Source organism: Rhodospirillales bacterium, assembly GCA_016710335.1.
GTDB lineage: Bacteria > Pseudomonadota > Alphaproteobacteria > Rhodospirillales > Defluviicoccaceae > JADJXQ01.
The window spans coordinates 274,563-295,276 of the sequence record JADJXQ010000004.1 but is presented as its reverse complement, the minus strand read 5'-3'; the positions used below and the strand labels follow the sequence as shown (position 1 = coordinate 295,276).

General features: G+C 67.6%; 20 protein-coding genes. 10 read left to right on the top strand and 10 right to left on the bottom strand.

Features of this window, described 5'->3' with window-relative positions; all coding sequences use genetic code 11:
• Positions 1-49: 49 nt before the first annotated feature.
• The 7 genes from ccmB to IPM60_09020 form a co-directional block, all read right to left on the bottom strand.
• Entirely contained in the window at positions 50-715 is a 666-nt protein-coding gene (gene ccmB / locus IPM60_09050; GenBank protein ID MBK8908040.1) for a heme exporter protein CcmB, read from the bottom strand.
• Entirely contained in the window at positions 712-1,371 is a 660-nt protein-coding gene (gene ccmA / locus IPM60_09045) for a heme ABC exporter ATP-binding protein CcmA (GenBank protein ID MBK8908039.1), read from the bottom strand. The genes ccmB and ccmA overlap by 4 nt, the downstream gene beginning before the upstream one ends.
• Before the next feature lie 2 nt (positions 1,372-1,373).
• Complete coding sequence (locus tag IPM60_09040) at positions 1,374-2,039, bottom strand: class I SAM-dependent methyltransferase (GenBank protein ID MBK8908038.1); 666 nt, start codon at positions 2,037-2,039, stop codon at positions 1,374-1,376.
• A 15-nt stretch (positions 2,040-2,054) separates the two neighbouring features.
• On the bottom strand, positions 2,055-3,005 hold the full coding sequence (locus tag IPM60_09035; GenBank protein MBK8908037.1) for a mitochondrial fission ELM1 family protein: 951 nt from the start codon (positions 3,003-3,005) through the stop codon (positions 2,055-2,057).
• Between the two features lie 38 nt (positions 3,006-3,043).
• A complete protein-coding gene (locus tag IPM60_09030; GenBank protein ID MBK8908036.1) occupies positions 3,044-4,030 on the bottom strand; it encodes a zinc-dependent alcohol dehydrogenase family protein in 987 nt (328 codons plus the stop codon).
• 218 nt (positions 4,031-4,248) lie between these two features.
• Entirely contained in the window at positions 4,249-5,079 is an 831-nt protein-coding gene (locus IPM60_09025; protein MBK8908035.1) for a PRC-barrel domain-containing protein, read from the bottom strand.
• A 115-nt stretch (positions 5,080-5,194) separates the two neighbouring features.
• Positions 5,195-6,895, bottom strand: a complete 1,701-nt coding sequence (locus IPM60_09020; GenBank protein MBK8908034.1) for a thiamine pyrophosphate-binding protein — start codon at positions 6,893-6,895, stop codon at positions 5,195-5,197.
• A gap of 35 nt (positions 6,896-6,930) precedes the next feature.
• Here IPM60_09020 and trpS point away from each other — a divergent pair, with 35 nt between their 5' ends.
• The 6 genes from trpS (at position 6,931) to IPM60_08990 (ending at position 13,229) form a co-directional block, all read left to right on the top strand.
• Complete coding sequence (gene trpS / locus IPM60_09015; GenBank protein ID MBK8908033.1) at positions 6,931-7,938, top strand: tryptophan--tRNA ligase; 1,008 nt, start codon at positions 6,931-6,933, stop codon at positions 7,936-7,938.
• Between the two features lie 282 nt (positions 7,939-8,220).
• Positions 8,221-8,628, top strand: coding sequence for a hypothetical protein (locus IPM60_09010; protein ID MBK8908032.1), 408 nt, complete (start codon positions 8,221-8,223; stop codon positions 8,626-8,628).
• 4 nt (positions 8,629-8,632) lie between these two features.
• Positions 8,633-11,158, top strand: a complete 2,526-nt coding sequence (locus IPM60_09005) for a tetratricopeptide repeat protein (GenBank protein ID MBK8908031.1) — start codon at positions 8,633-8,635, stop codon at positions 11,156-11,158.
• 222 nt (positions 11,159-11,380) lie between these two features.
• The gene (locus IPM60_09000; protein ID MBK8908030.1) at positions 11,381-11,956 is read left to right on the top strand and encodes a NifU family protein; all 576 of its coding nucleotides are present in this window, start codon (positions 11,381-11,383) and stop codon (positions 11,954-11,956) included.
• 47 nt (positions 11,957-12,003) lie between these two features.
• Positions 12,004-12,693: a tRNA (adenosine(37)-N6)-threonylcarbamoyltransferase complex dimerization subunit type 1 TsaB gene (tsaB, locus tag IPM60_08995; protein MBK8908029.1), complete on the top strand. Its 690-nt coding sequence runs from the start codon at positions 12,004-12,006 to the stop codon at positions 12,691-12,693.
• 107 nt (positions 12,694-12,800) lie between these two features.
• A complete protein-coding gene (locus IPM60_08990) occupies positions 12,801-13,229 on the top strand; it encodes a GNAT family N-acetyltransferase (protein ID MBK8908028.1) in 429 nt (142 codons plus the stop codon).
• Positions 13,230-13,232: 3 nt separating this feature from the next.
• On the opposite strand, the gene IPM60_08985 is transcribed toward IPM60_08990, so the two are convergent.
• Positions 13,233-13,508 carry a sulfurtransferase TusA family protein gene (locus tag IPM60_08985; GenBank protein MBK8908027.1) on the bottom strand — a complete coding sequence of 92 codons (276 nt, stop codon included), beginning with the start codon at positions 13,506-13,508 and terminating at the stop codon, positions 13,233-13,235.
• Between the two features lie 72 nt (positions 13,509-13,580).
• Here IPM60_08985 and IPM60_08980 point away from each other — a divergent pair, with 72 nt between their 5' ends.
• The 4 genes from IPM60_08980 to IPM60_08965 all read left to right on the top strand — a co-directional run bounded on the left by IPM60_08980 (position 13,581) and on the right by IPM60_08965 (position 16,624).
• Positions 13,581-13,991: a MucR family transcriptional regulator gene (locus IPM60_08980; protein MBK8908026.1), complete on the top strand. Its 411-nt coding sequence runs from the start codon at positions 13,581-13,583 to the stop codon at positions 13,989-13,991.
• A 107-nt stretch (positions 13,992-14,098) separates the two neighbouring features.
• The gene (locus IPM60_08975) at positions 14,099-14,584 is read left to right on the top strand and encodes a transcriptional repressor (GenBank protein ID MBK8908025.1); all 486 of its coding nucleotides are present in this window, start codon (positions 14,099-14,101) and stop codon (positions 14,582-14,584) included.
• Between the two features lie 175 nt (positions 14,585-14,759).
• Entirely contained in the window at positions 14,760-16,127 is a 1,368-nt protein-coding gene (locus IPM60_08970) for a DUF3696 domain-containing protein (GenBank protein MBK8908024.1), read from the top strand.
• On the top strand, positions 16,124-16,624 hold the full coding sequence (locus IPM60_08965; GenBank protein ID MBK8908023.1) for a hypothetical protein: 501 nt from the start codon (positions 16,124-16,126) through the stop codon (positions 16,622-16,624). Before IPM60_08970 ends, IPM60_08965 begins: the two co-directional genes overlap by 4 nt.
• Before the next feature lie 74 nt (positions 16,625-16,698).
• Here the strand turns inward: IPM60_08965 and ppk1 are convergent, their stop codons facing one another.
• Together ppk1 and IPM60_08955 are read right to left on the bottom strand one after the other, a co-directional pair.
• Positions 16,699-19,032: a polyphosphate kinase 1 gene (gene ppk1, locus IPM60_08960; protein ID MBK8908022.1), complete on the bottom strand. Its 2,334-nt coding sequence runs from the start codon at positions 19,030-19,032 to the stop codon at positions 16,699-16,701.
• Complete coding sequence (locus IPM60_08955) at positions 19,029-20,666, bottom strand: polyphosphate kinase (protein MBK8908021.1); 1,638 nt, start codon at positions 20,664-20,666, stop codon at positions 19,029-19,031. The genes ppk1 and IPM60_08955 overlap by 4 nt, the downstream gene beginning before the upstream one ends.
• Positions 20,667-20,714: the final 48 nt, after the last annotated feature.

Sequence of the window (20,714 nt, the reverse complement as noted above, 5' to 3'; positions counted from 1 at the left end):
GCGCTTTATGGCAAGCTGGATGCGTCCTTGTCCAGCTTGCAGTCCGCGGTCATTCCATCGCTTGGCGCAGCGCCGCCGCCGCGGCCCACGGCGCCAGCACCATCGCCGCGAGCAGCAGCCCGCCGAGGACCATCAGGTGCGGCGCCACCGGGAACCCGGCCGTGGCGGCGTCGACCGCCGCGACCCCGAAGATCAGCAGCGGGATGTAAAGCGGCAGGATCAGGAGGCTCAGCAGCACGCCGCCGCGCCGGGAGCCGAGGACCAGCGCGGCGCCCACCGCGCCGATCAGACTGAGACTCGGCGTCCCCAGCGCCAGCGCCGCGATCAACGCCCAGAAGCCGGCGCCCGCCATGTTGAGCAGCACCGCCAGCACCGGGGCGGCGATGACCAGCGGCAGGCCGGTGGCGAGCCAGTGGGCGATGACCTTGGCCGAGACCACCAGCTCCAGGGCCACCGGCTGCACCATCAGCACCTCCAGGCTGCCGTCCTCGTAATCGGCCTGGAACAGGCGTTCGAGGGACAGCATGGAGGCCAGCAACGCCGCCACCCAGATTACTCCGGCGGCGATGCGGGCGAGGATGTTCGGCTCCGGGCCGACGCCGAAGGGGAACAGCACGCAGGCGAGCACGAAGAACACGATCACCATGGTCGAGTCCGCGCCTTGTGCGAACGCCAGCCGCAGATCGCGGCGAACCAACGCGGCTGCGGCGCTCAACACCCGACGACCGCCGGTGCGGGCGCGGCGAAGGCGTCAAGGTCGAGGCTGAGGGCCCCGGGCGGCCGTGCGCCGCCGTGCATGGAGAGGATGACGAGGCCGCCGTCGGCGCGGTGGCGGGCGATGACGTCGTCCAAGCGGCGCACGGCATCGGCATCGAGCGCCGTCGCCGGTTCGTCCAGCAGCCACAGCGGCGCCGGCGCGGTGAGGACGCGGGCGAGCGCGACCCGCCGCCGCTGCCCCGCCGAAAGGAAGCGGACGGGCATGTCGGCGAGGTGCGCAATGCCGAATGCCGCCAGCGCCGCCTCCGCCTGCTCGCGGCGCTGGCGCCGGCGCTCGGAGCCGCCGCTGCGCACGCAGGCCCAGAACGCAAGCTGCTCCCCCGCGGTCAGCGCCGGTTTCAGCGCGTCGAGATGTCCGACGAAGTGGCAGCGGGCGGCATGGCGGCCGGGATCGTCACGGATGTCGACACCGTCCCAAGTGAGCGCGCCGGCGGCCGGCCGGGCAAGACCGGCGAGCAGCCGCAGCAGGCTCGACTTGCCGCTGCCGTTGGCGCCGGTCAGCACCAGCGCATCGCCGGCGCCGGCACGGAACCCTAAACCTGCGAACACCACCCGTTCGCCGCGCACGCACCCCAACGCCGATGCCGAAAGCATCGTCAGGAGCGTCTGCGGGCGAGGGTGAGGCCGTCGCCGATGGGGACAAGGCTCAGGTCGATGCGGGCGTCGACCCGGAGGGCGGCGTTGAAGGCGCGGATTGCTTCGGTGTCGGGATCGTGTTTATCCGGATCGATGACGCTGCCGTGCCACAGCACGTTGTCGACGGCGATGACACCGCCCGGCCGCACCAGGATCAGCGACTGCTCGTAATAGGCCTGGTAGTTCTGCTTGTCGGCGTCGATGAAGGCGAAGTCGAAGCTGCCCGCCTGTCCCTCATCCACCAACGCCTGGAGCGTCTCCAGGGCCGGCGCGAGGCGGAGGTCGATGCGCTCCGCCACCCCCGCCTCGGCCCAATAGCGCCGGGCGACCGCGGTCCACTCCTCGTTCACGTCGCAGGCGATGATGCGGGCGTCCGCAGGCAGGGCGAGCGCCATGCTGAGCGCACTGTAGCCGGTGAAGGTGCCGACCTCCAGAATGCGTCGGGCGCCCAGCATCTGCACCAGCAGCGCCATGAACTGACCCTGCTCAGGGGAGATCTGCATCCCCGCCAACGGCAGCGGCGCCGTCGCATCGCGGAGCCGCCGCAGCACGTCCACCTCGCGGAGGGAGACGTCGAGCAGGTAGGCGTAGAGCGGGTCGGTCATGGTGATCGTTCGCCGGGACATGGTCCGTCTCCCCAATCAGACGTCGAGACGATTGCGAATGGCCTCCGCGACCGCGGCGGCCGGGTTGAGCGGCGGATGGGTCCATGTCTCAAAGCCGGGCCGGTCGCCGAGCGGCCGGGCATAGCCGAGGGCGAACAGATCCTCGTGCAGCCGGGCGTGCTTGCCGTCCACGAACCCCGGGGGCGCGAAGATGTAGACCGGGACGGTGGCCGCACAGGCTTCCGTGCACATGGACATGGAGTCGCCGGTGACGATCACCGCGTCGGCCACCGCCAGGAAGCCGAAGTACGGGTTGTCGCCGCCTTGATCCCATCGGTAGACGCGGGACGGAACCCGCAGCGCAGCCTCCAGCGCCGCCGCGGCCGCGTCGCCGGTGCGCCGGCTGGTGGACACGAGCAACGACCCGCCGCCGCCTTCGGCAAGAGCAGACGCGGCCTGCCCCAGGTCGCGGGCCATGTTGGCGGTGAACGGCCGCGAACGGGTAGCGCCCCCGACGATCACGGCGATGCGCGGCGACGGCGACGATGCGAGCCGCGGCGCCCAGTCGGCTCGCGCCTGCTGCAGCACCGCCGGAGTGAGCCGATGCGGTGCGCCGACGGTCTCCAGGACGTTGGGCCGCGGCGCGCGCCGGTCGTGCCGCGGCACCGCCACGATGTCGAAATCGCCGAGGCCGCCACCCGGGTCCATGATCTGCACCAGGACGGCGGCGCCGTGTTGCCGCTTGATGGCGCGCGCCACCGGCGCCGTGCGCCGGCCCGCCGCGATGACCACATCCGGCCACGGCGGCGCCAGCGCCGCGCGGCTACCAGTGGTCAGGCCGCGGAACGACGCGCCGGACAGGATGGTGGGAACACGCGCCAGGGGCCCGTACGCGAGATGGCGCACCTCGAACGGCAGCGCCAAGGCTTCGGCGACGCCGAGGCACTGGGCGCGGTTGCCGGGCCTGTCGTCCGCCAGCACCCAGATCCGCGCCACGGGTGCGGTGGCCCGCGGGTCGTGTTTCGTCAACCGGGCACCAGCACGGCCGCTCCGGTCAGGCGGCCGTCTCGGAGCCGCGCCAGCGCCTCGTTGGCGTGGTCGAGGGGCAGCGTTTCAACCTCGGTCCGCACCGGCACCTTCGGCGCCAGTTCGAGGAACCGCAGGCCGTCTTCGCGAGTGAGGTTGGCGACGGAAACGACGGTCTTCTCGCGCCACAGGATGTCGTAGGGGAACGCCGGGATGTCGCTCATGTGAATGCCGCCGCACACCACGATACCACCCGGCCGCACCTCGCGCAGGGCGGCGGGCACCAGGGCTCCGACCGGCGCGAAGATGATGGCCGCGTCCAGCGCCTCGGGTGGCGTGTCCTCCCCGCTCCCTGACCAGACCGCGCCCAGGCGGCGCGCGAAGGCCTGGGCCGACGTATCGCCGGGGCGGGTGAAGGCGAACACGCGTCGACCCTGGTAGCGGGCGACCTGGGCGACGATGTGCGCCGCGGCGCCGAAGCCGTAGATGCCGAGCCGCTCGGCGTCGCCGGCTTTGATCAGCGAGCGGTAGCCGATCAGCCCGGCGCACAGTAGCGGCGCCGCCTCTGCATCGGTGTAGTCGCCATGGATGGGCAGGCAGTAGCGAGCATCGGCGACCGCGTATTCGGCATAGCCGCCGTCGATCTGATAGCCGGTGAAACGCGCCTGCGGGCACAGGTTCTCTTGCCCCGCCGCGCAGAACCGGCAGGCGCCGCAGGTCCAGCCGAGCCAGGGGATGCCGACACGCTGGCCTTCCGCCAGCCCCTGGACGCGACCGCCGGTCTCGATCACGCGGCCCACGATCTCGTGGCCGAGAATGATGGGGAGCTTCGGGTCCGTGAGTTCGCCGTCGACCACATGCAGGTCGGTGCGGCAGACGGCGCATGCCGTCACCCGAACCAGCACCTGCTCCGCCGCTGGCTTCGGCCTGTCGACGAAGCGATGGACCAGCGCCTGGTGCGGCCGGTCCAGGACCATGGCGTGCATGCGCGGTGCGTCGGCATGAACAGCATGGGGAACGAGCTTGGATGGAAGATCGACCATGGCGCAGGCCCGGTTGCCGCAGGTTGCCCGAAGGTGATCCAGGGCCATCGCCGCGTCAACCCGCTCCGCACGCCTTCTCGCGCAGGCGGCGCGCTCAAAAGAAAGGCGGCAGAGCCTGGGCCCTGCCGCGCTGGACATCACGGGAGAGGGTTTTGATCGTGCTACTGTTTCTTCGGCTGCTCCTGGCCGCCCTGCTGAGCGGACGGCAACGTGCCGGCTCCAGCTCCGGTCCCCGACGCCGCCGGGTCCGGGTTGCCGGCCGCCGTGCCTTGACGCTGCATTCCGCCGACCGCTCCGCGATCCCGCTGTTCCGCGCGGACCTGCCGCAGCTCGGTCCGGTCTTGCTGCTCTTCCGCAGTCAGAAATTCCGGGGCGTTTTCCAGAGCTTCCTGATTGAGGTTGGTGGTGAAGTAGATCTCGCCGCCGTCGCCCTGCTGCTGGGTCAGTGCGTCCATGGCGACGCCGACGCTCTTCTGACCGATCCCGAGGAAGCCGCCGACGCCCAGAACGACGCCCGTCAGCTTGTGCTCTTTGTCGAAGATGAGATCCTCAATGGTGCCGATCTCTTCGCCCATCTGGTCATCCGACATCTGCGCCTGCTGCGCCGTGCCGGACTGGGCGCCCTGATTGCCCTGTTGCGCCTGCTGCTGCTTCTGGGCCTGGTCCTGCTTGGCCTGGTCCTGCTTGGCTTTGTCCTGGTTGGCGCCGCCCGCGGCCATGCCCTCCTGGGACTGCGCTGCGTAGACTGTGGCTCCGAGGATGTTTTCGGCGAGCACCTGGTCCTGCTGCTGTTCGAGAATGACCTCCTGCGGCGCCTTCATCTTTGCCTGCTGCCGCTCTGAGTCCTGCGCCTTCTGCTGCCCTTGCGCCTGCTGCTGCTGCATCTGTTGTTTTTGGTCTTGCTGGTTCTGGCCCCCGCTCGACTGTTGGGCCCAAACCGGGGTGACCATCAGCGCGAACACCGGGAGCGTGGCAATCCACCAACGTTGCATGAGCTTTCCTCCGTCAGTTCAAATCGAAGTCAACCGGGACCTCGACCGGGTGATGGGCAAACGCATGGCGGCCATGCAAGTTCCCGCCGCATCGGTCCGAACAGGAGGACTGGCGTCAGCGTCCGCGGATGGCGTCGAGCGTGGTGCGGGTAGTGATCATCTGCGGATCCATCACCAGGTCGAGGACAGCAGGGCCGCCGAAAGCCATGGCGGCGTCGAACGCCGGCAGGAACTCCTCCGTCCTGCTCACCGTGGCGCCGAACGCGCCGTGGGCCCGCGCGAGCGCGGCGAAGTCCGGGTTGCAGAGGTTGGTGGCGATCACGCGCTCCGGGAAGCGGCGCTCCTGGTGCAGGCGGATGGTCCCGAACATGCCGTTGTTGAACACCAGCACGATGACCGCCGCGCCATGGTCGACCGCGGTCGCCAGTTCCATGCCGGTCATTCCGAAGCCGCCGTCGCCGACGCAGGCGACGACGGTGCGGTTGGGGTGGGTAATCTTGGCCGCCACCGCCGCCGGGACGCCGTAGCCCATGGCGCCGTTGGCCGCCCCCAGCAACCGGCGCTTGCCGCCGAAGCCGAGGAACCGCTGCGGCCAGCCGCTGAAGTTGCCGGCGTCCACGCTGACCACGGCGTCCTCGGGCAGACGTCCGTCCAGCATTGTCATCGCCCGCGCCAGGTCGAGCGCGGCGTCGCAGGGGGGGCTCTCGCGGTTGCGGAGGTAGTCCCGGCGCGCCGCGGCGAGCCACGCGCGGCGCTCCGGGATCACGGCCGGCGCGGAGCCGAGGGCGCGCGCCGCTGCGGCGAACGGCTCCATCGCGGCAACGATGGCGAGGGCCGGCCGGTACACCCGCCCCAGCTCGGCAGGATCGGGATGGACGTGGATCAGCGCGGCGTGCATCCGGCCGGGGTCGGGGAGCGTGTAGCCTTGCGTCGGGATCTCGCCGAGCCGGGTGCCGACGGCGAGGAGCAGATCCGCGTTGCGCACGCGGGCGGCGAGAGCCGGGTCGGGGCCTATGCCGAGTTCCCCGGCGAAGACCTCGTGGCGGTTGTCGACGATGTCGTGGCGGCGGAACGAGCAGCAGACGGGGAGTGCATTGCCGGCGGCGAAGGCGAGCAGGTCGGCGCGCGCATCGTCGCTCCAGCCACTGCCGCCGACGATCAGCATCGGCCGCGCGGCGGCCGCGAGCAGCGCTTGCAGTTGCCGCATCACCCCGGGGTCGGGTTCTGGCCGAAGCAAGGCCAGCGGCGCAACGGCCGCGGCGGTCGCCGGTGCGCTCAGCACGTCTTCCGGCAGCGCCAGCACCGCCGGTCCCGGCCGGCCCGATTGCGCGATGTGGAAGGCGTCGGCCATGGCCGCGGGCAGATCCTCGGGCGCCGCCACCTGGCGGGCGTGCTTGGCGAGCGGAGCGAACATGCGCGCCAGATCGACTTCCTGGAACGCTTCCCGCCCGAGGTGCCGGCGCGGAACCTGGCCGATCAGCAGCACCATCGGCGTCGAGTCCTGAAAGGCGGTGTGCACGCCGATGGCGGCGTTGCAGGCCCCCGGCCCCCGCGTCACCATCGCCACGCCCGGCCGGCCCGTCAGCTTGCCGTGCGCCTCGGCCATCACCGCGGCGCCATGCTCATGGCGGCAGGCGACGACGGCAATCGCGTCGCGGTGGTCGTAGAGGGCGTCGAGCAGGGCGAGATAGCTCTCCCCCGGGACGCAGAACACGCACCGCACCCCGTGCGCTCTGAGCGCTTCGGCAACCAATCGTCCGCCTGTCGTCATAGCCCGTGCGTTCCTTGCCTTGACCCGTCGGCTGGAAGCCTCCATAAACCGCGCACCCGCTGCTACTCAACTGTCCATCGATGAAAAACCGCATATTTTCAGGCATTCAGCCGACCGGCAATCTGCACCTCGGCAACTACCTCGGCGCCATCCGCAACTGGGTGCGGCTGCAGGACGACTACGAGTGCATTTATTGCGTGGTCGACATGCACGCCATCACCGTGTGGCAGGACCCTAGTGCTTTGGCCGCCAGCACCCGGGAGACCGCCGCCGCCGTCATCGCCGCCGGCGTCGATCCGGAGAAGCACGTGCTGTTCGTCCAGAGCCACGTGCCCGGCCATGCCCAACTCGCCTGGGTGTTCAATTGCGTCGCCCGCCTCGGCTGGCTCAACCGCATGACCCAGTTCAAGGAGAAGGCCGGGAAGCACCGGGAGAACGCCTCGGTCGGGCTGTTCGCCTACCCGAACCTGATGGCCGCCGACATCCTCCTCTACAAGGCGACGCACGTGCCGGTCGGGGACGACCAGAAGCAGCATCTCGAACTGACCCGCGACATCGCCCAGAAGTTCAACAACGACTTCGGCGTCGAGCTGTTTCCGATCGTCGAGCCGCTGATCCTCGGATCGGCGACGCGGGTGATGTCGCTCCGCGACGGCAGCAAGAAGATGAGCAAGTCGGACCCGTCGGACTATTCCCGCATCAATCTGATCGACGACGCCGACCTCATCGCCGCCAAGATCCGCAAGGCGCGCACCGACGCGGAACCGCTGCCGGACACGCCCGCCGGTCTCGCGGCGCGGCCCGAAGCCGCCAATCTCGTCAGCATCTACGCGGCGCTCGCCGACGTGACCGTGGACGACGCGTGCGCACAGTTCGGGGGCTGGCAGTTCTCGGACTTCAAGCGGGAGTTGGCCGATCGGGCGGTGGCCGCCCTGGCGCCGATCTTCGAGGAGGTGCGCCGGCTGCGGGACGATCCGGGCTACGTGGACGCTGTCGTCCGGAAGGGCGCCGAGCGCGCCGACGCCATCGCCCGGCCGATCCTCCGCGAGGTGTACGAGGCGGTAGGCTTCCTCGACGTCAAGCCGTGATGCGTGATGCTTGATCGTGATTGTGGCCAGACGGTACGGATTCCGTCGATCCTGTGGCGGTTCTGATCAGCCGGCGTGACTGTAAGCCTTTGATATAAGGCGGTTTGTGTCCGTTTTACGGCTTTGGATGTATGCGGATGTATGCAAATGTATGCAGGACCGCCGCTAAGGCATTGATATGCAAGAGATATTTTTTAGGCGCCCGGTGAGCAGATGGGTGCTGTATGATTGCGTTGCTTATTATATGCATTGCGCCCGGAGATGCTTGGGGAGTTTTCCGATATGGTCGAGCCCGTCACCACCGGCGCGCTCGTCGCCGGCGCGCTCAGCGGAGGCGCGGCGGCCCTGGCGAAAGGGATGCTCGGCGAGGCCGCCAAGGACGCGTACAAAAAGCTGAAGAACGCCGTGATCGCCTGGGGCGGCCATGATGTCCAGAGCCTCGAACAGCATCCCGAATCGGCGCCGCGCGAAGCCATCGTCGCGGAACTCGTCGACACGCGCGACGAGCGCGAGAAGGCGCAGATCGCCGCGCTGGCGCGGGCGCTGATGGACGAACTCGGGGACGCGGGCCGCGCGCGGGCCGAAACGCGGATCACCGTGATCGCCACGCACGGCGGGTATGCGGCCGGTCGAGATCAGACCTTCAATTACGCGCACCCGCCTGCCTCCGAGAGCAAGAAGGGCGATTGAGCCCATGGCTGGCGACACCTCGGCCAGCGCAAGCCACGGCGGGTATGCCGCCGGCCGCGACCAGATCTTCAACTACGCTCCCTCGCCGGACGTCATCGAAGCCCTCATTGCCCCGTGGGAAAAGCTGAACGAACGCCAGAAGCAGGAAATCGACGACCTGCGCGACCGCCTCGGCACGACCGACGGCATCCTGCACCGGGTCGGGGCGATCCTGGCGGAGCATCTCGAGCTTGGTGAAATTGAGTTCGCCAAACTTCCCCAGATGCTCGTCGAGCTTGTGAGAGGGCGGCAGGTGCAGTTCGAGCGGGAGCGGGACCGCCCCGAAGAACCGGACCCGGCGTTCGCCAGGCTTCAAGCGGAGCTCGAAGAGGCGCTCGCAGCCGGCGACGACGAACGCGCCCGCGAACTGCTCACGGCCAAGCGGGACGGCAAGCTCGCCGCGATGAAGAAGCGCCGCGAAGCGGCCGAGCAACTCCACCAGGCAGCGATGCGCGATCTGCTGGAGGCGGCGGAGAGCGAGGCCGGCCTCGGTGAACTGGCAGGCGGACGCCTCGACTATCGTCGCGCCGCCGGGCATCTTCGAGCAGCGGCTGATCTGCTTGCAAACAACGAAGAGCTCGATCGGGCCCGCTTCGACTACCTCTTGCGCTCCGCGGACGCCCTCTGCAAGCAAGGAGATGAGTTCGGAGATAACGACGCCCTGAGAGAGGCGGTCGCGGCCTACAAGGCCGCCCTCGAGGAATACACCCGCGACCGCGTCCCCCTCCAGTGGGCCACGACCCAGAACAACCTCGGCACCGCCCTCCAGACCCTGGGCGGGCGCGAGAGCGGCACGGCGCGGCTCGAGGAGGCGGTCGCCGTCTACACGGCCGCCCTCGAGGAATACACCCGCGACCGCGTCCCCCTCGACTGGGCGATGACCCAGAACAACCTCGGCAGCGCCCTTGCGAGGCTGGGCGAGCGGGAGAGCGGCACGCGACGGCTCGAGGAGGCGGTCGCCGCCTACAAGGCCGCCCTCGAGGAATGGACCCGCGAACGCGTCCCCCTCGACTGGGCGACGACACAGAACAACCTCGGCAACGCCCTCCAGACCCTGGGCGAGCGGGAGAGCGGCACGGCGCGGCTCGAGGAGGCGGTCGCCGCCTACGAGGCCGCCCTCGGGGAGTACACCCGCGACCGCGTCCCCCTCGACTGGGCCGGGACCCAGAACAACCTCGGCAACGCCCTCCGGACCTTGGGCGCGCGCGTGAGCGACACGGCGCGGCTCGAGGAGGCGGTCGCCGCCTACGAGGCCGCCCTCGGGGAGTACACCCGCGACCGCGTCCCCCTCGACTGGGCCGGGACCCAGAACAACCTCGGCAACGCCCTCCAGACCTTGGGCGAGCGGGAGAACCGCACGGCGCGGCTCGAGGAGGCGGTCGCCGCCTACAAGGCCGCCCTCGAGGAATGGACCCGCGACCGCGTCCCCCTCCAGTGGGCCGTGACCCAGAACAACCTCGGCACCGCCCTTGCGAGGCTGGGCGAGCGGGAGAGCGGCACGCGACGGCTCGAGGAGGCGGTCGCCGCCTACAAGGCCGCCCTCGAGGAAAGAACTCGCGACCGCGTCCCCCTCGACTGGGCGTTGAACCAGAACAACCTCGGCAACGCCCTCCAGACCCTGGGCGCGCACGAGAGCGGCACGGCGCGCCTCGAGGAGGCGGTCGCCGCCTATAAGGCCGCCCTCGAGGAATACGCCCGCGACCGCGTCCCCCTCGACTGGGCCATGACCCAGAACAACCTCGGCAACGCCCTCCGGACCCTGGGCGCGCACGAGAGCGGCACGGCGCGCCTCGAGGAGGCGGTCGCCGCTTACGAGGCCGCCCTCGAGGAATACACCCGCGACCGCGTCCCCCTCGACTGGGCCATGACCCAGAACAACCTCGGCAACGCCCTCCAGACCCTCGGCGAGCGCCAGAGCGGCAACGCACGCCTCGAGGAGGCGGTCGCCGCCTACGAGGCCGCCCTCGAGGAGAGAACCCGCGCGCGCGTCCCCCTCGACTGGGCCACGACCCAGAACAACCTCGGCAGCGCCCTCCGGACCTTGGGCGAGCGCGAGAGCGGCACGGGACGCCTGGAGGCGGCGGTCGCCGCCTTCGAGGCCGCCCTCGGGGAATGGACCCGCGACCGCGTCCCCCTCCAATGGGCCGCGACCCAGAACAACCTCGGCAACGCCCTCCAGACCCTCGGCGCGAGGGAGAGCGGCACGGCGCGGCTCGAGGAGGCGGTGGCCGCCTACAAGGCTGCCCTCGAGGAAAGGACCCGCGACCGCGTCCCCCTCCAGTGGGCCATGACCCAGAACAACCTCGGCACCGCGCTTTGGAGGCTGGGTGAGCGGGAACGGTCGGCTCGGCAGTTGCGGGAAGCTCTCGATGATATCGAAAACGCCCGTGAGGTCTTTGTCAAGGAAGCCGGATACGTTCAGTACGACGCATATTTCGTTGAACGCCTCAAGGCCATCCGGACGGCCGCCCTGTCCGCACTCGAGCCGTGAGGCCGTCTCGCCCGTAGTGTCTTGCGGCTGCCGGCCGGATCATGGGCGGCGGTGAAAGGGCGGCGCCGGGGAAGCCCGGGATCGGGGATCTATCGTCGGCGGCGGCGGCGGGGTTGATCTTGGCCGTTTGCGGGCCATGTGATAGCGGTGTCTTGATCGTGGAGACGGGCTCCGGGTCAAGCCATATCCCACACCGGCCGTTGATCGAAAGCGAGGCTGTTGATGTTCATCCAAACCGAAGCGACGCCCAATCCGGCGACCTGGAAGTTTCTTCCCGGCCGCGACGTGATGACCAGCGGGACGGCCAACTTCGCCGGGCCGGAAGAGGCGGCGCGCTCGCCGCTGGCGCTGCGTCTGTTCGAGATCGACGGCGTGGCGGGGGTGTTCCTGGGGAGCGACTTCGTCACCGTCACCAAGATGTCGGATCACGATTGGGATATGATGAAGCCGTTCATCCTCGGCGCCATCATGGATCACTTCTCCTCCGGCGCGCCGGTCATCAACGAGGGCGCGGAGAGCGCGGAGGGCGGTGACGGCTTGTACGGCGGCGGCGACGCCGACGACGACGCCATCGTCGCGCAGATCAAGGAACTGCTGGACACGCGGGTGCGCCCGGCGGTCGCCCAGGATGGCGGCGACATCATTTTCCACGGCTTCGAGGACGGGATCGTCTACCTGCACATGCAGGGTGCCTGCTCCGGCTGCCCGAGTTCGACCGCCACCCTCAAGCACGGCATCGAGAACATGCTCAAGTACTACGTCCCGGAGATCTCCGAAGTTCGGGCGGTGGAATGGTAGCCGGCGCCGGCTGCCGGCGGGCGTGAGCGCGCCCGCCGGAGCGGAACGTGAGGATCCTCGCCGTCGATACCGCGACGACATCGTGCTCGGCGGCGGTGTGGGCGGGGGATCGGGTGACGGCGGAGCATGACGCACCGATGGAGCGCGGCCACGCCGAGGCCTTGATGCCCATGGTGCTGGCGACGATGGCGGCGGCCAGGGTCGGCTTTCAAGACCTCGACCTCGTCGCCGTCACCATCGGTCCGGGCGCCTTCACCGGCATCCGCGTGGGGCTCGCCGCCGCCCGCGGGATCGCGTTGGCCGCCGGCTTGCCGTGCCTTGGGGTGGGCACGCTCGAGGCTGTCGCGGCGGCGGCGCCGGCGGAGCAGCGGTCGGGCGGCAGTGTCCTCGCCGTCATCGACACCCGGCGCGGCGACGTGTTCGCCCAGGCCTTCGCCGACGACGGCTCGCCGCTCGACGATCCGAAAATCGTGGCGCTTGATCAGGTGGCGCATATGGCGCTGTTGCCGCCGGTCGTTGTCGCCGGCGATGCTGCCCGGTCGGTGGTGCGCCATCTCGTCGAGGGCGGACTCGCGGCGCGCGCCGCACCCGCCCCCAGCAAAGCCGGCGCGAGCGTGGTCGCCGAAATCGCCGCCCGGCGTTGGGATGGCCGCGCCGTCTCGCCGATGCCTGCGCCGCTCTATCTGCGCCCTCCCGCAGTCACCCAAGCCGCCGCCAGCGGCCGGGAACGGCCGTGACGTTCGAGACTGGGCCGGGAGCGGCCGTGACCTCCGAGACTGGGCCGGCCGCGGCGGTGCCGCCGGACATCGTCCGGCTGGCTGCGCCGTCGCCCGGCGCCGCCGAGGTGGTTGCGGCATTGCAGCACCGGTGCTTCGATGAAGCGTGGTCCTGTTCCTCGGTCGCCGATCTTCTCGCCATGCCGGGGGTGTTCTGCCTGGTCGCCGTCGTTGCCGACGCACCCTGCGGTTTCGCCCTCTGCCGCAACGCCGCGGACGAGACGGAGGTGCTCTCTCTCGGGGTGACGCCGGAGGCGCGGCGGCGGGGCATCGCCGGGCGGTTGTTGCGAACCGGTCTCGATCATGCGGCGGAAAGCTCGGCGCGGCGGGTTTACCTCGAGGTAGGATCGGACAACGTCGCCGCGTTGAGGCTCTATCGCGGCCACGGCTTTCAGCAGGTAGGCGTGCGGGCGGGCTATTACCGTGACCGGGCTTCGCCGCCGCGCGATGCACTGGTGCTGGCACGCGACGTTCCCGCCGCAGACCCTGCGACTTGAAGATCAGGCCTTCTGAATTCGCAGCCGGTGCGTCCCGGCAGGACCCGCGTCGGCATTCTCCGCAACCAGGCTCAACACGGTATGACCCGCCGCGCTCACCGACCGCGGCACGTTGCGGAGCGGTTCCGCCCCGCTCAGCCTGATCTCGGCGATGGCGCCCGGCGCCATGCGCTCGATCAGCAGCTTAGTCCGCACGAAGGTCATCGGGCACATTTCGCTGGTGATATCCAGAAAAAATTCTGTGCCGCCGCCGGAGTTGTTGTTGGAACTATTATGCATGCTACAAACTTGTTTTGGAACCTGTCGCTTCTTATGTAAGACCCACGTTTCAAAACCCGAGGAAAACTTTGTATGAGCGAGAACCTTAACCAGAGCGAAGTGCTTGAGTTGACGACGGAGATCGTTGCTGCGCATGTGGGCAACAACCCGGTGCCGCTGGCCGATCTTCCGAAACTGATTCAGAACGTTTACAGCACGCTGTCGTCGATCGGCTCGGCGCAGGTGGAGCCGGAGCGTCCCAAGCCGGCCGTGCCGGTCAAGAAGTCGGTGTATCCGGACTATATCATCTGCCTCGAGGACGGCAAGAAGTTGAAGATGCTCAAGCGGCACCTCAAGACCGCCTATGACCTGTCTCCGGAAGACTACAAGGAACGCTGGGGACTGCCGGCCGACTACCCGATGGTCGCTCCGAACTATGCCAAGCATCGCAGCCACCTCGCCAAGGAGATCGGCCTCGGGACCAAGCGGCGGCGAGAGGATTGATCGAGCGCGGTGCAGGAGGTACGACTGCGGCCGCTCCGCAGGGCGCCGGCGCGAACGCCGGCGCCCGCGAAGTAGCGCCCGGGAAAACCCGGGCTGGGGGAGGACACATGTCGGCGCCATCTCGTATCGAGCAACTATGCTTGGAAAAGGGCATGAAGATGACCGGTCAACGCCGGATCATCGCCCGCGTGTTGTCGGAGGCGGATGACCACCCGGATGTCGAGGAGGTCTACCGGAGGTCGGTGCGCATCGACCCGCACATCAGCATCGCAACCGTCTATCGGACCGTTCGCCTGTTCGAGGAAGCCAACATCCTGGAGCGTCACGATTTCGGCGACGGCCGGGCCCGCTACGAAGAAATCAGCGAGATCCACCACGATCATCTGATCGACATCCAGTCCGGCGCGGTCATCGAGTTCACCAGCCCGGAAATCGAGGCGCTGCAACGCCAGATCGCCGACCAGCACGGCTACCGCCTGGTCGGCCACCGTCTCGAACTGTTCGGCGTCCCGCACAAGAGCGGCGAAGGCGAGGACCGGGGCCGCGGCGGAGACGGAGACGGCGGTGACGGCGGCAGCGAGAACCCGGCGTGACGCGCCGCAGTTTGTCGATACACGCAGTACGCGGGAGGCGCGTCAAGTGCCCTCGACACGCCGATTAACGAAGCGTAGCCGGTGAACCAAACTTCTGCTCATTGACGCAGAGCCAGTGGTCGGTCGGGGATCAACAAGGCTGTGCGACGCATCCGGCACTGCGATAGAGTAGTGCATGCTGACGGCACTTCGATTCTCCAACTTCAAGTCCTGGGCACATGCCGACATGGCCTGCGGCCCAATCACGGGTCTGTTCGGCACGAACTCCTCCGGCAAGACAAGCCTCCTGCAGTTCCTGCTCCTGATGAAGCAAACGAAGGACGCGACGGACCGCAAGATCTCCCTCGAACTGAATGGCGGACTGGTGCAACTCGGCACCATCAAGGACGCCATCCACCAACATGATGAGACCGGCGCCATCAAATGGTCGCTCAGCTTCCGGTTGCCCGACGAACTGGCGCTCAGCGATCCGAGCGAGAGCAAGACCTCCGTGGTTGCCAAAGGCCTCGAGTTGACGCTGCACGCGGATATCGCCGTTCGTCAGATGGCTCCCGTAGCCCGGACGCTCTCCTATGATCTGGGCGATATGTGTTTCAGTTTGGCGCCCCGGAATGGCGACGTTGCGCAATTTGATCTCGAAGCGTCGGTAGCGGAAGGCGCCACACAGGACTTCAACTTTCTTCGGACTAAGGGTCGTCCATGGCAGTTGCCGGGCCCCATCAAGTCCTATGCCTTTCCCGATCAGGCTCGGACGTACTTCCAGAACGCCGGCTTCCTCGCCGATCTGGAGGCCGCATACGAGGCTCAGATCGACGGGATTTTTTATCTCGGTCCGCTTCGGGAGTTTCCAAAGCGGGACTACCTTTGGGCGCGCTCGCGTCCCACTGATGTTGGTCAACGGGGCGAGAAGGCGATCGATGCCATTCTCGCTGCCACGGAAGCCGGGGAGGAGCGCAATCTGAGGAAGAAAGCCCGCAAGAGGCCCTTTCAGGAATTGATTGCGCATTGGCTTCGCGAGATGGGGCTCATCGACAGCTTCAGCGTTGTGGAAATCGCTCCCGGCTCAAACCGCTGGCAGGCGCGGGTGAAGACTCGCCCCGGCGCCAGCGAGGTGCTGTTGACCGACGTGGGCTTCGGCGTGTCGCAGGTTCTGCCCGTCGTCACGTTGCTGCAGTACGTGCCCGAGGGTTCTACGGTGATCCTCGAGCAGCCGGAGATCCACCTGCACCCGCTGGCTCAGGCGGGACTTGCCGACGTCATCATCCAGGCCGCCACGCACCGGAAAGTGCAGGTGATCCTCGAGAGCCATTCCGAGCATCTCCTGCTGCGGCTGCAGCGGCGGATCGCAGAGCAAACTGTGCCAGCCAGCGACGTCAAGCTTTACTTCTGCGATGCTGCCAATGGTGTTTCGACACTGACGCCGCTGGATGTGGATCTTTACGGCAGCATCCGAAATTGGCCCGACAAGTTCATGGGCGACGCTTTCACCGAGGCGGCGGAGGCGGAACTGGCACGACTAAAGCGGATGCAAGCCGCTGAATGAGCCGGTTTGTCGTGGACACGAACGTCCCGATCGTCGCCAACGGCGACAGTGGTCCGGATAACACCGGTTCCCCTTCTGTCAATTGCCGCATTGCCGCAGTGAAGTTCCTTCAGGAGTTGCTGTCTTCGGGCAAGCTTCTCGTTGACCTCGCCGGCGATATTCAAGACGAGTATCGCAGGCACTTGCGTCCCAGCGGCCAGCCTGGCGTCGGCGACCGGTTCTATCAGGCGCTCCTGAACAGCGCACCGGAGCGTGTCGAGCGCATAGATCTCCCCAAACGGGACGACGGCGAATACGTCGATCTTCCTCAAGCGCTCATAGATGCGGGCTTCGATCGCAGTGATCGCAAGTTCGCTGCTTTGGCGAGGCGGGAAAACGCACCGGTAGTCAATGCGACCGACAGCGACTGGCTGAATCATCGCGAGACGCTTTTCGAAACCGGCATTCGCGTCCGGTTCATTTGCGGCTGCGACACGTCGACGTGGTTCGAACGCTGATGCCGCTATCGAAGCGGGCGTTGTGCCGCGATCGAGCGTGTCATAGCTGACCCCTGCTGACCTGCTTTGTCGACCTACTTCGGCGCTCGTCTGGCGAAGGCGCGGGGTTTGACTTTGCGGAGGCGCTTGGCACGCTCGGTGCGTAGCTTGGCGACGTGGATCAGGCTGTCCTGGCAGGAGCGCTCCTCGCGCCCGCTCGATGGCTGGCGCTGCACATAGCTGCCGTCCGGCTGCATCTCCCACGCGGAACGCTGGTCGCGAAGTTGCGCTTCCAGGATATGGCCGAGTTCCTTGCGAAGCGTCATAAGCTGGATCGGCACCACCACCTCGACCCGCATCTCGAGGTTGCGGGTCATCAGGTCGGCGGACCCGATGAAATACTCCTCCTCGCCGCCGTTCTGAAAATAGTAGATGCGCGCGTGCTCCAGAAAGCGGCCGACGATGCTGATCACCGTGATCGTTTCCGAGAGGCCCGGGATGCCCGGGCGCAGCCGGCAGGTGTCGCGGATGATGAGATCCACCCGAACCCCCGCCTGCGAGGCGCGGTACAGTGCCTCGACGATGTCCGGGTCTTCGAGCGCGTTGGCCTTGAAGCGGATCAGGCCGGGCGCCTCCGCGCTATGCAAGGCGATCTCGCGGTCGATTCGGCCCAGCAGCGCCCGTTTCATCAGATTGGGAGCGGCGAGGATGCGGCGGTAGTTGCGGGCCGGGCGGCAGCCGGTGGTGAGATAGTTGAACAGCTCGGTGAGATCCTGGCCGATCGGGGGATCACACGTCAGCAGACCGAGATCGCTGTACAGGCGCGCCGTCCCGGCGTGGTAGTTGCCGGTGCCGATGTGGGCGTAGCGCCTGAGGCCGTTGTAGTCGCGGCGGACCACCAGCACGAGCTTGCAGTGGGTCTTGAGGCCGAGGACGCCGTAGGTGACGTGGATGCCCGCTTCCTCCATGCGCGACGCCCACTGGATGTTGGCGGCTTCGTCAAAGCGCGCCTTCAGTTCCACCACCACCGCCACCTGCTTGCCGTTGCGCGCCGCCTCGATCAGATAATCGATGATCTGGGTATCCGCGGAGGTGCGGTAGAGGGACATCTTGATCGCCCGCACCTTTGGATCTTCCGCCGCCTCGCGGACGAAGCGGCTGACCGAGGTGACGAACGATTCATACGGGTGGTGCAGCAGGATCGGCCCGGACTCGCGGATGATGTGAAAGACGTTGTCGCGATCTTGCAGCCTGACGTTGGTGATCGCCTCGTGGGGCGGATCGTGCAGCTCGGGGAGATCGATCTGCGCCAGCTCCATCAGGTCGCGCATGCCGATGATCACATCCCGCTCGTAGACGTCGTAGTCCACATCGAGGCCGAGTTCCGCGGCGAGCATGCCGCGGTGGTCCGGGTCGATGCCGGTCTGGGCTTCGAGACGGACGATCGGCGCGAACCGCCGCTCCCGCAGTTCGGCCTCGATCATCGCCAGAAGGTCTTCGGCGTGCTCCTCGTCGCGATCGGTGTTGGCGTTGCGCGTCACGCGGAAGAATTCCACCGTCTCCACCGTCATTCCCGGGAATAATTCCTCCAGGCACTGTGAAACGACGTCTTCCAGCAGCACGAAATGGTTGTGCGTGCCGACCCGAATGAGGCGGGGGACATCGCCACCGACCGGCACCTTGATGCGCGCCATGGTGAGTTGCATCTCGCCGGGGAAGCGGAGCGTGACCAGGAGGTTGAGGGACAGGTTGGAAATGAACGGAAACGGATGCGCCGGATCGATGGCGAGCGGGGTCAGCAACGGAAAAATGTTGTCGTGGTAGAAGCCGAGGACCTCCTTCCGTTCCGCGCCGGTGAGATCCTCAAACCGCCGGATGCGGATGTCGTGGGCGTCAAGAATGTCGAGCAGCTCCAGATAGGCTTCCCGCTTGTCCGCCATGAACTGAGCGATCACCGTCCGGCACGCCTCCAGTTGCTGGCTCGGCGTGCGGCCGTCGACGGTCAGCTTGTGGACGCCGGCGCCGATCTGCTGCTTGAGGCCGCCGATCCGCTTCATGAAGAACTCGTCCATGTTGTTGGCGGCGATGGCCAGGAACTTGACCCGCTCCAACAGCGGCGTGCGCGGATCGCGGGCTTCGTGCAGCACCCTCCGGTTGAACTCCAGCCATGTCAGCTCGCGGTTCAGGTACAATTCGGGCGAGCGGAGGTCGAAACGGGGTTCGGCCGGGTCGCTTTCGGCGTCCGCGGCGGCGGCAGGCTCGACAGGTTCGAGCGGGCCGCTGGCGCGCGCGGAGGAGCGACGCGACGCGCGCCGCCGCGCCGGCCGCTCGCGGGCGGCTGTGTCTCGCGACGTCGCGCCGCCGCCTTCGGCTGCGGCTTCAGGAACTTTGGCTTCGTCCGACGCGGCCCTATCGGTCGTGTCGCTCATCCCGTCCTCTTGAGTTTCGCTTTCGGCGCCGGCGAAGCCGCATCCTCGCCGCCCTCACGGCGGATGATTGCCGCCTTCAGGCCGTCCGTGATGGTCTGCAGAACCTTGATGCGGGCGAAGCGTTTCTCGTTGGCTTCGACCAGGGTCCAGGGAGCGAGGGTGGTGCTGGTCCGCTCCACCATGTCGTTGACCGCCGCGTCGTAGAGGTCCCACTTCTGGCGGTTCCGCCAGTCCTCTTCGGTCAGCTTCCAGCGCTTGTACTCGACCTGCTCGCGCGCCCGGAAGCGGGCAAGCTGCTCGTCCTTGGTGATGTGCAGCCAAAACTTGCACAACACGATGCCATGGCGGACCAACTGGTCCTCGAAGTCGTTGATCTCGGCATAGGCCCGCCGCCATTCCGGCTCATAGGCGAAGCCCTCCACCCGCTCCACCAGCACCCGGCCGTACCAGCTGCGGTCGAAGATGGTCATGCGGCCGGCCCCGGCAAGATGCCGCCAGAACCGCCACAGGTAGTGCTGCGCCCGCTCCTCGTCGGTGGGGGCGGCCATGGGAATGACCTGGTAATCGCGGGCGTCGAGGGCCGCTGTGGCGCGACGGATGGCGCCGCCCTTGCCGGCAGCGTCCCAGCCCTCGAACACCAGGATGGCGGAGACGCCCAGTTCCTTCGCCCTCCGGAAGCGCCGGTTGAGAGTGCCCTGGCAGGCTTCGAGCTGCTTCGAATAGTCATTCTTGGCCAGCTTCTGGTCCATATCCAGCCGGCTCAGTATCGAGATATTGGGAATGTGGATGACCGTGGCGCTGAGCTTCGCAGGCGTAGACGCTCCTTCCGTCGGCTCTTCATCGATCGCAGCGCGGTCCGGCGTCGTCAACGTCGCGCCATGGGTGAGGGCGCGGTACTCCGCAGCGGCATGACGCATGACATCCCGGCGATGGAAGTGCTTCAGTATCGCGTCCCGCAGCGTCACCCCCACGGTGACGCTGCGGTAGCGCTTGTCGACGCCTTCGACGATGTTCCAGGGGGCATGTCCGGTGCTGGTGCGGGTGATCAGGCGCTCCGCGGCGGCGACGAAGCGGTCGTAGAGGTGCCAGTGGTCCCAGTCCGTCTTCGACACCCGCCAGCGCGTCAGCGGGTCCTTTTCCAGCGCGCGCAGCCGATCCTTCTGGGCAGCCTTGCCGAGGTGCAGCCAGACCTTGACGAACAGGGCGCCGTCGTCGGCCAAAGCGTTCTCGAACGCGATCACCCGATCGAGCGCCTCGTCGAATTCGGCCTCGCTGGTCCGTCCGTGGACCCGGTCGAGCAGCGGCCGCGAGTACCAGCAACTCAAGAACAGCCCGATCCGACCTTTCGGCGGCAGGTCGCGCCAGAACCGCCAGTACTCGGGGCGTTCCGCCATCTCGTCGGACGGCGGCCCATAGGCGCGGGTGATCAACCAACGCGGGTCCATCCACTCGTTGAGCGTGTTGATGGTCTCGCTCTTGCCGGCCGCGTCGACCCCGGAGAACACCACGATGGTCGGGAACTTGCGCGATTTCAGGTGCTGCTGGATCTCGAGCAGTTCCGCCCGCAGCATCGGAAGTTTCTCGTGATACTCATTCTTCGGGATCGTGCGTCCCAATTCTGCCGTTCTGAACATGGCGTTTGGCCCTCCCGCAACGGGGCATGTTAACCTACCATATAACCG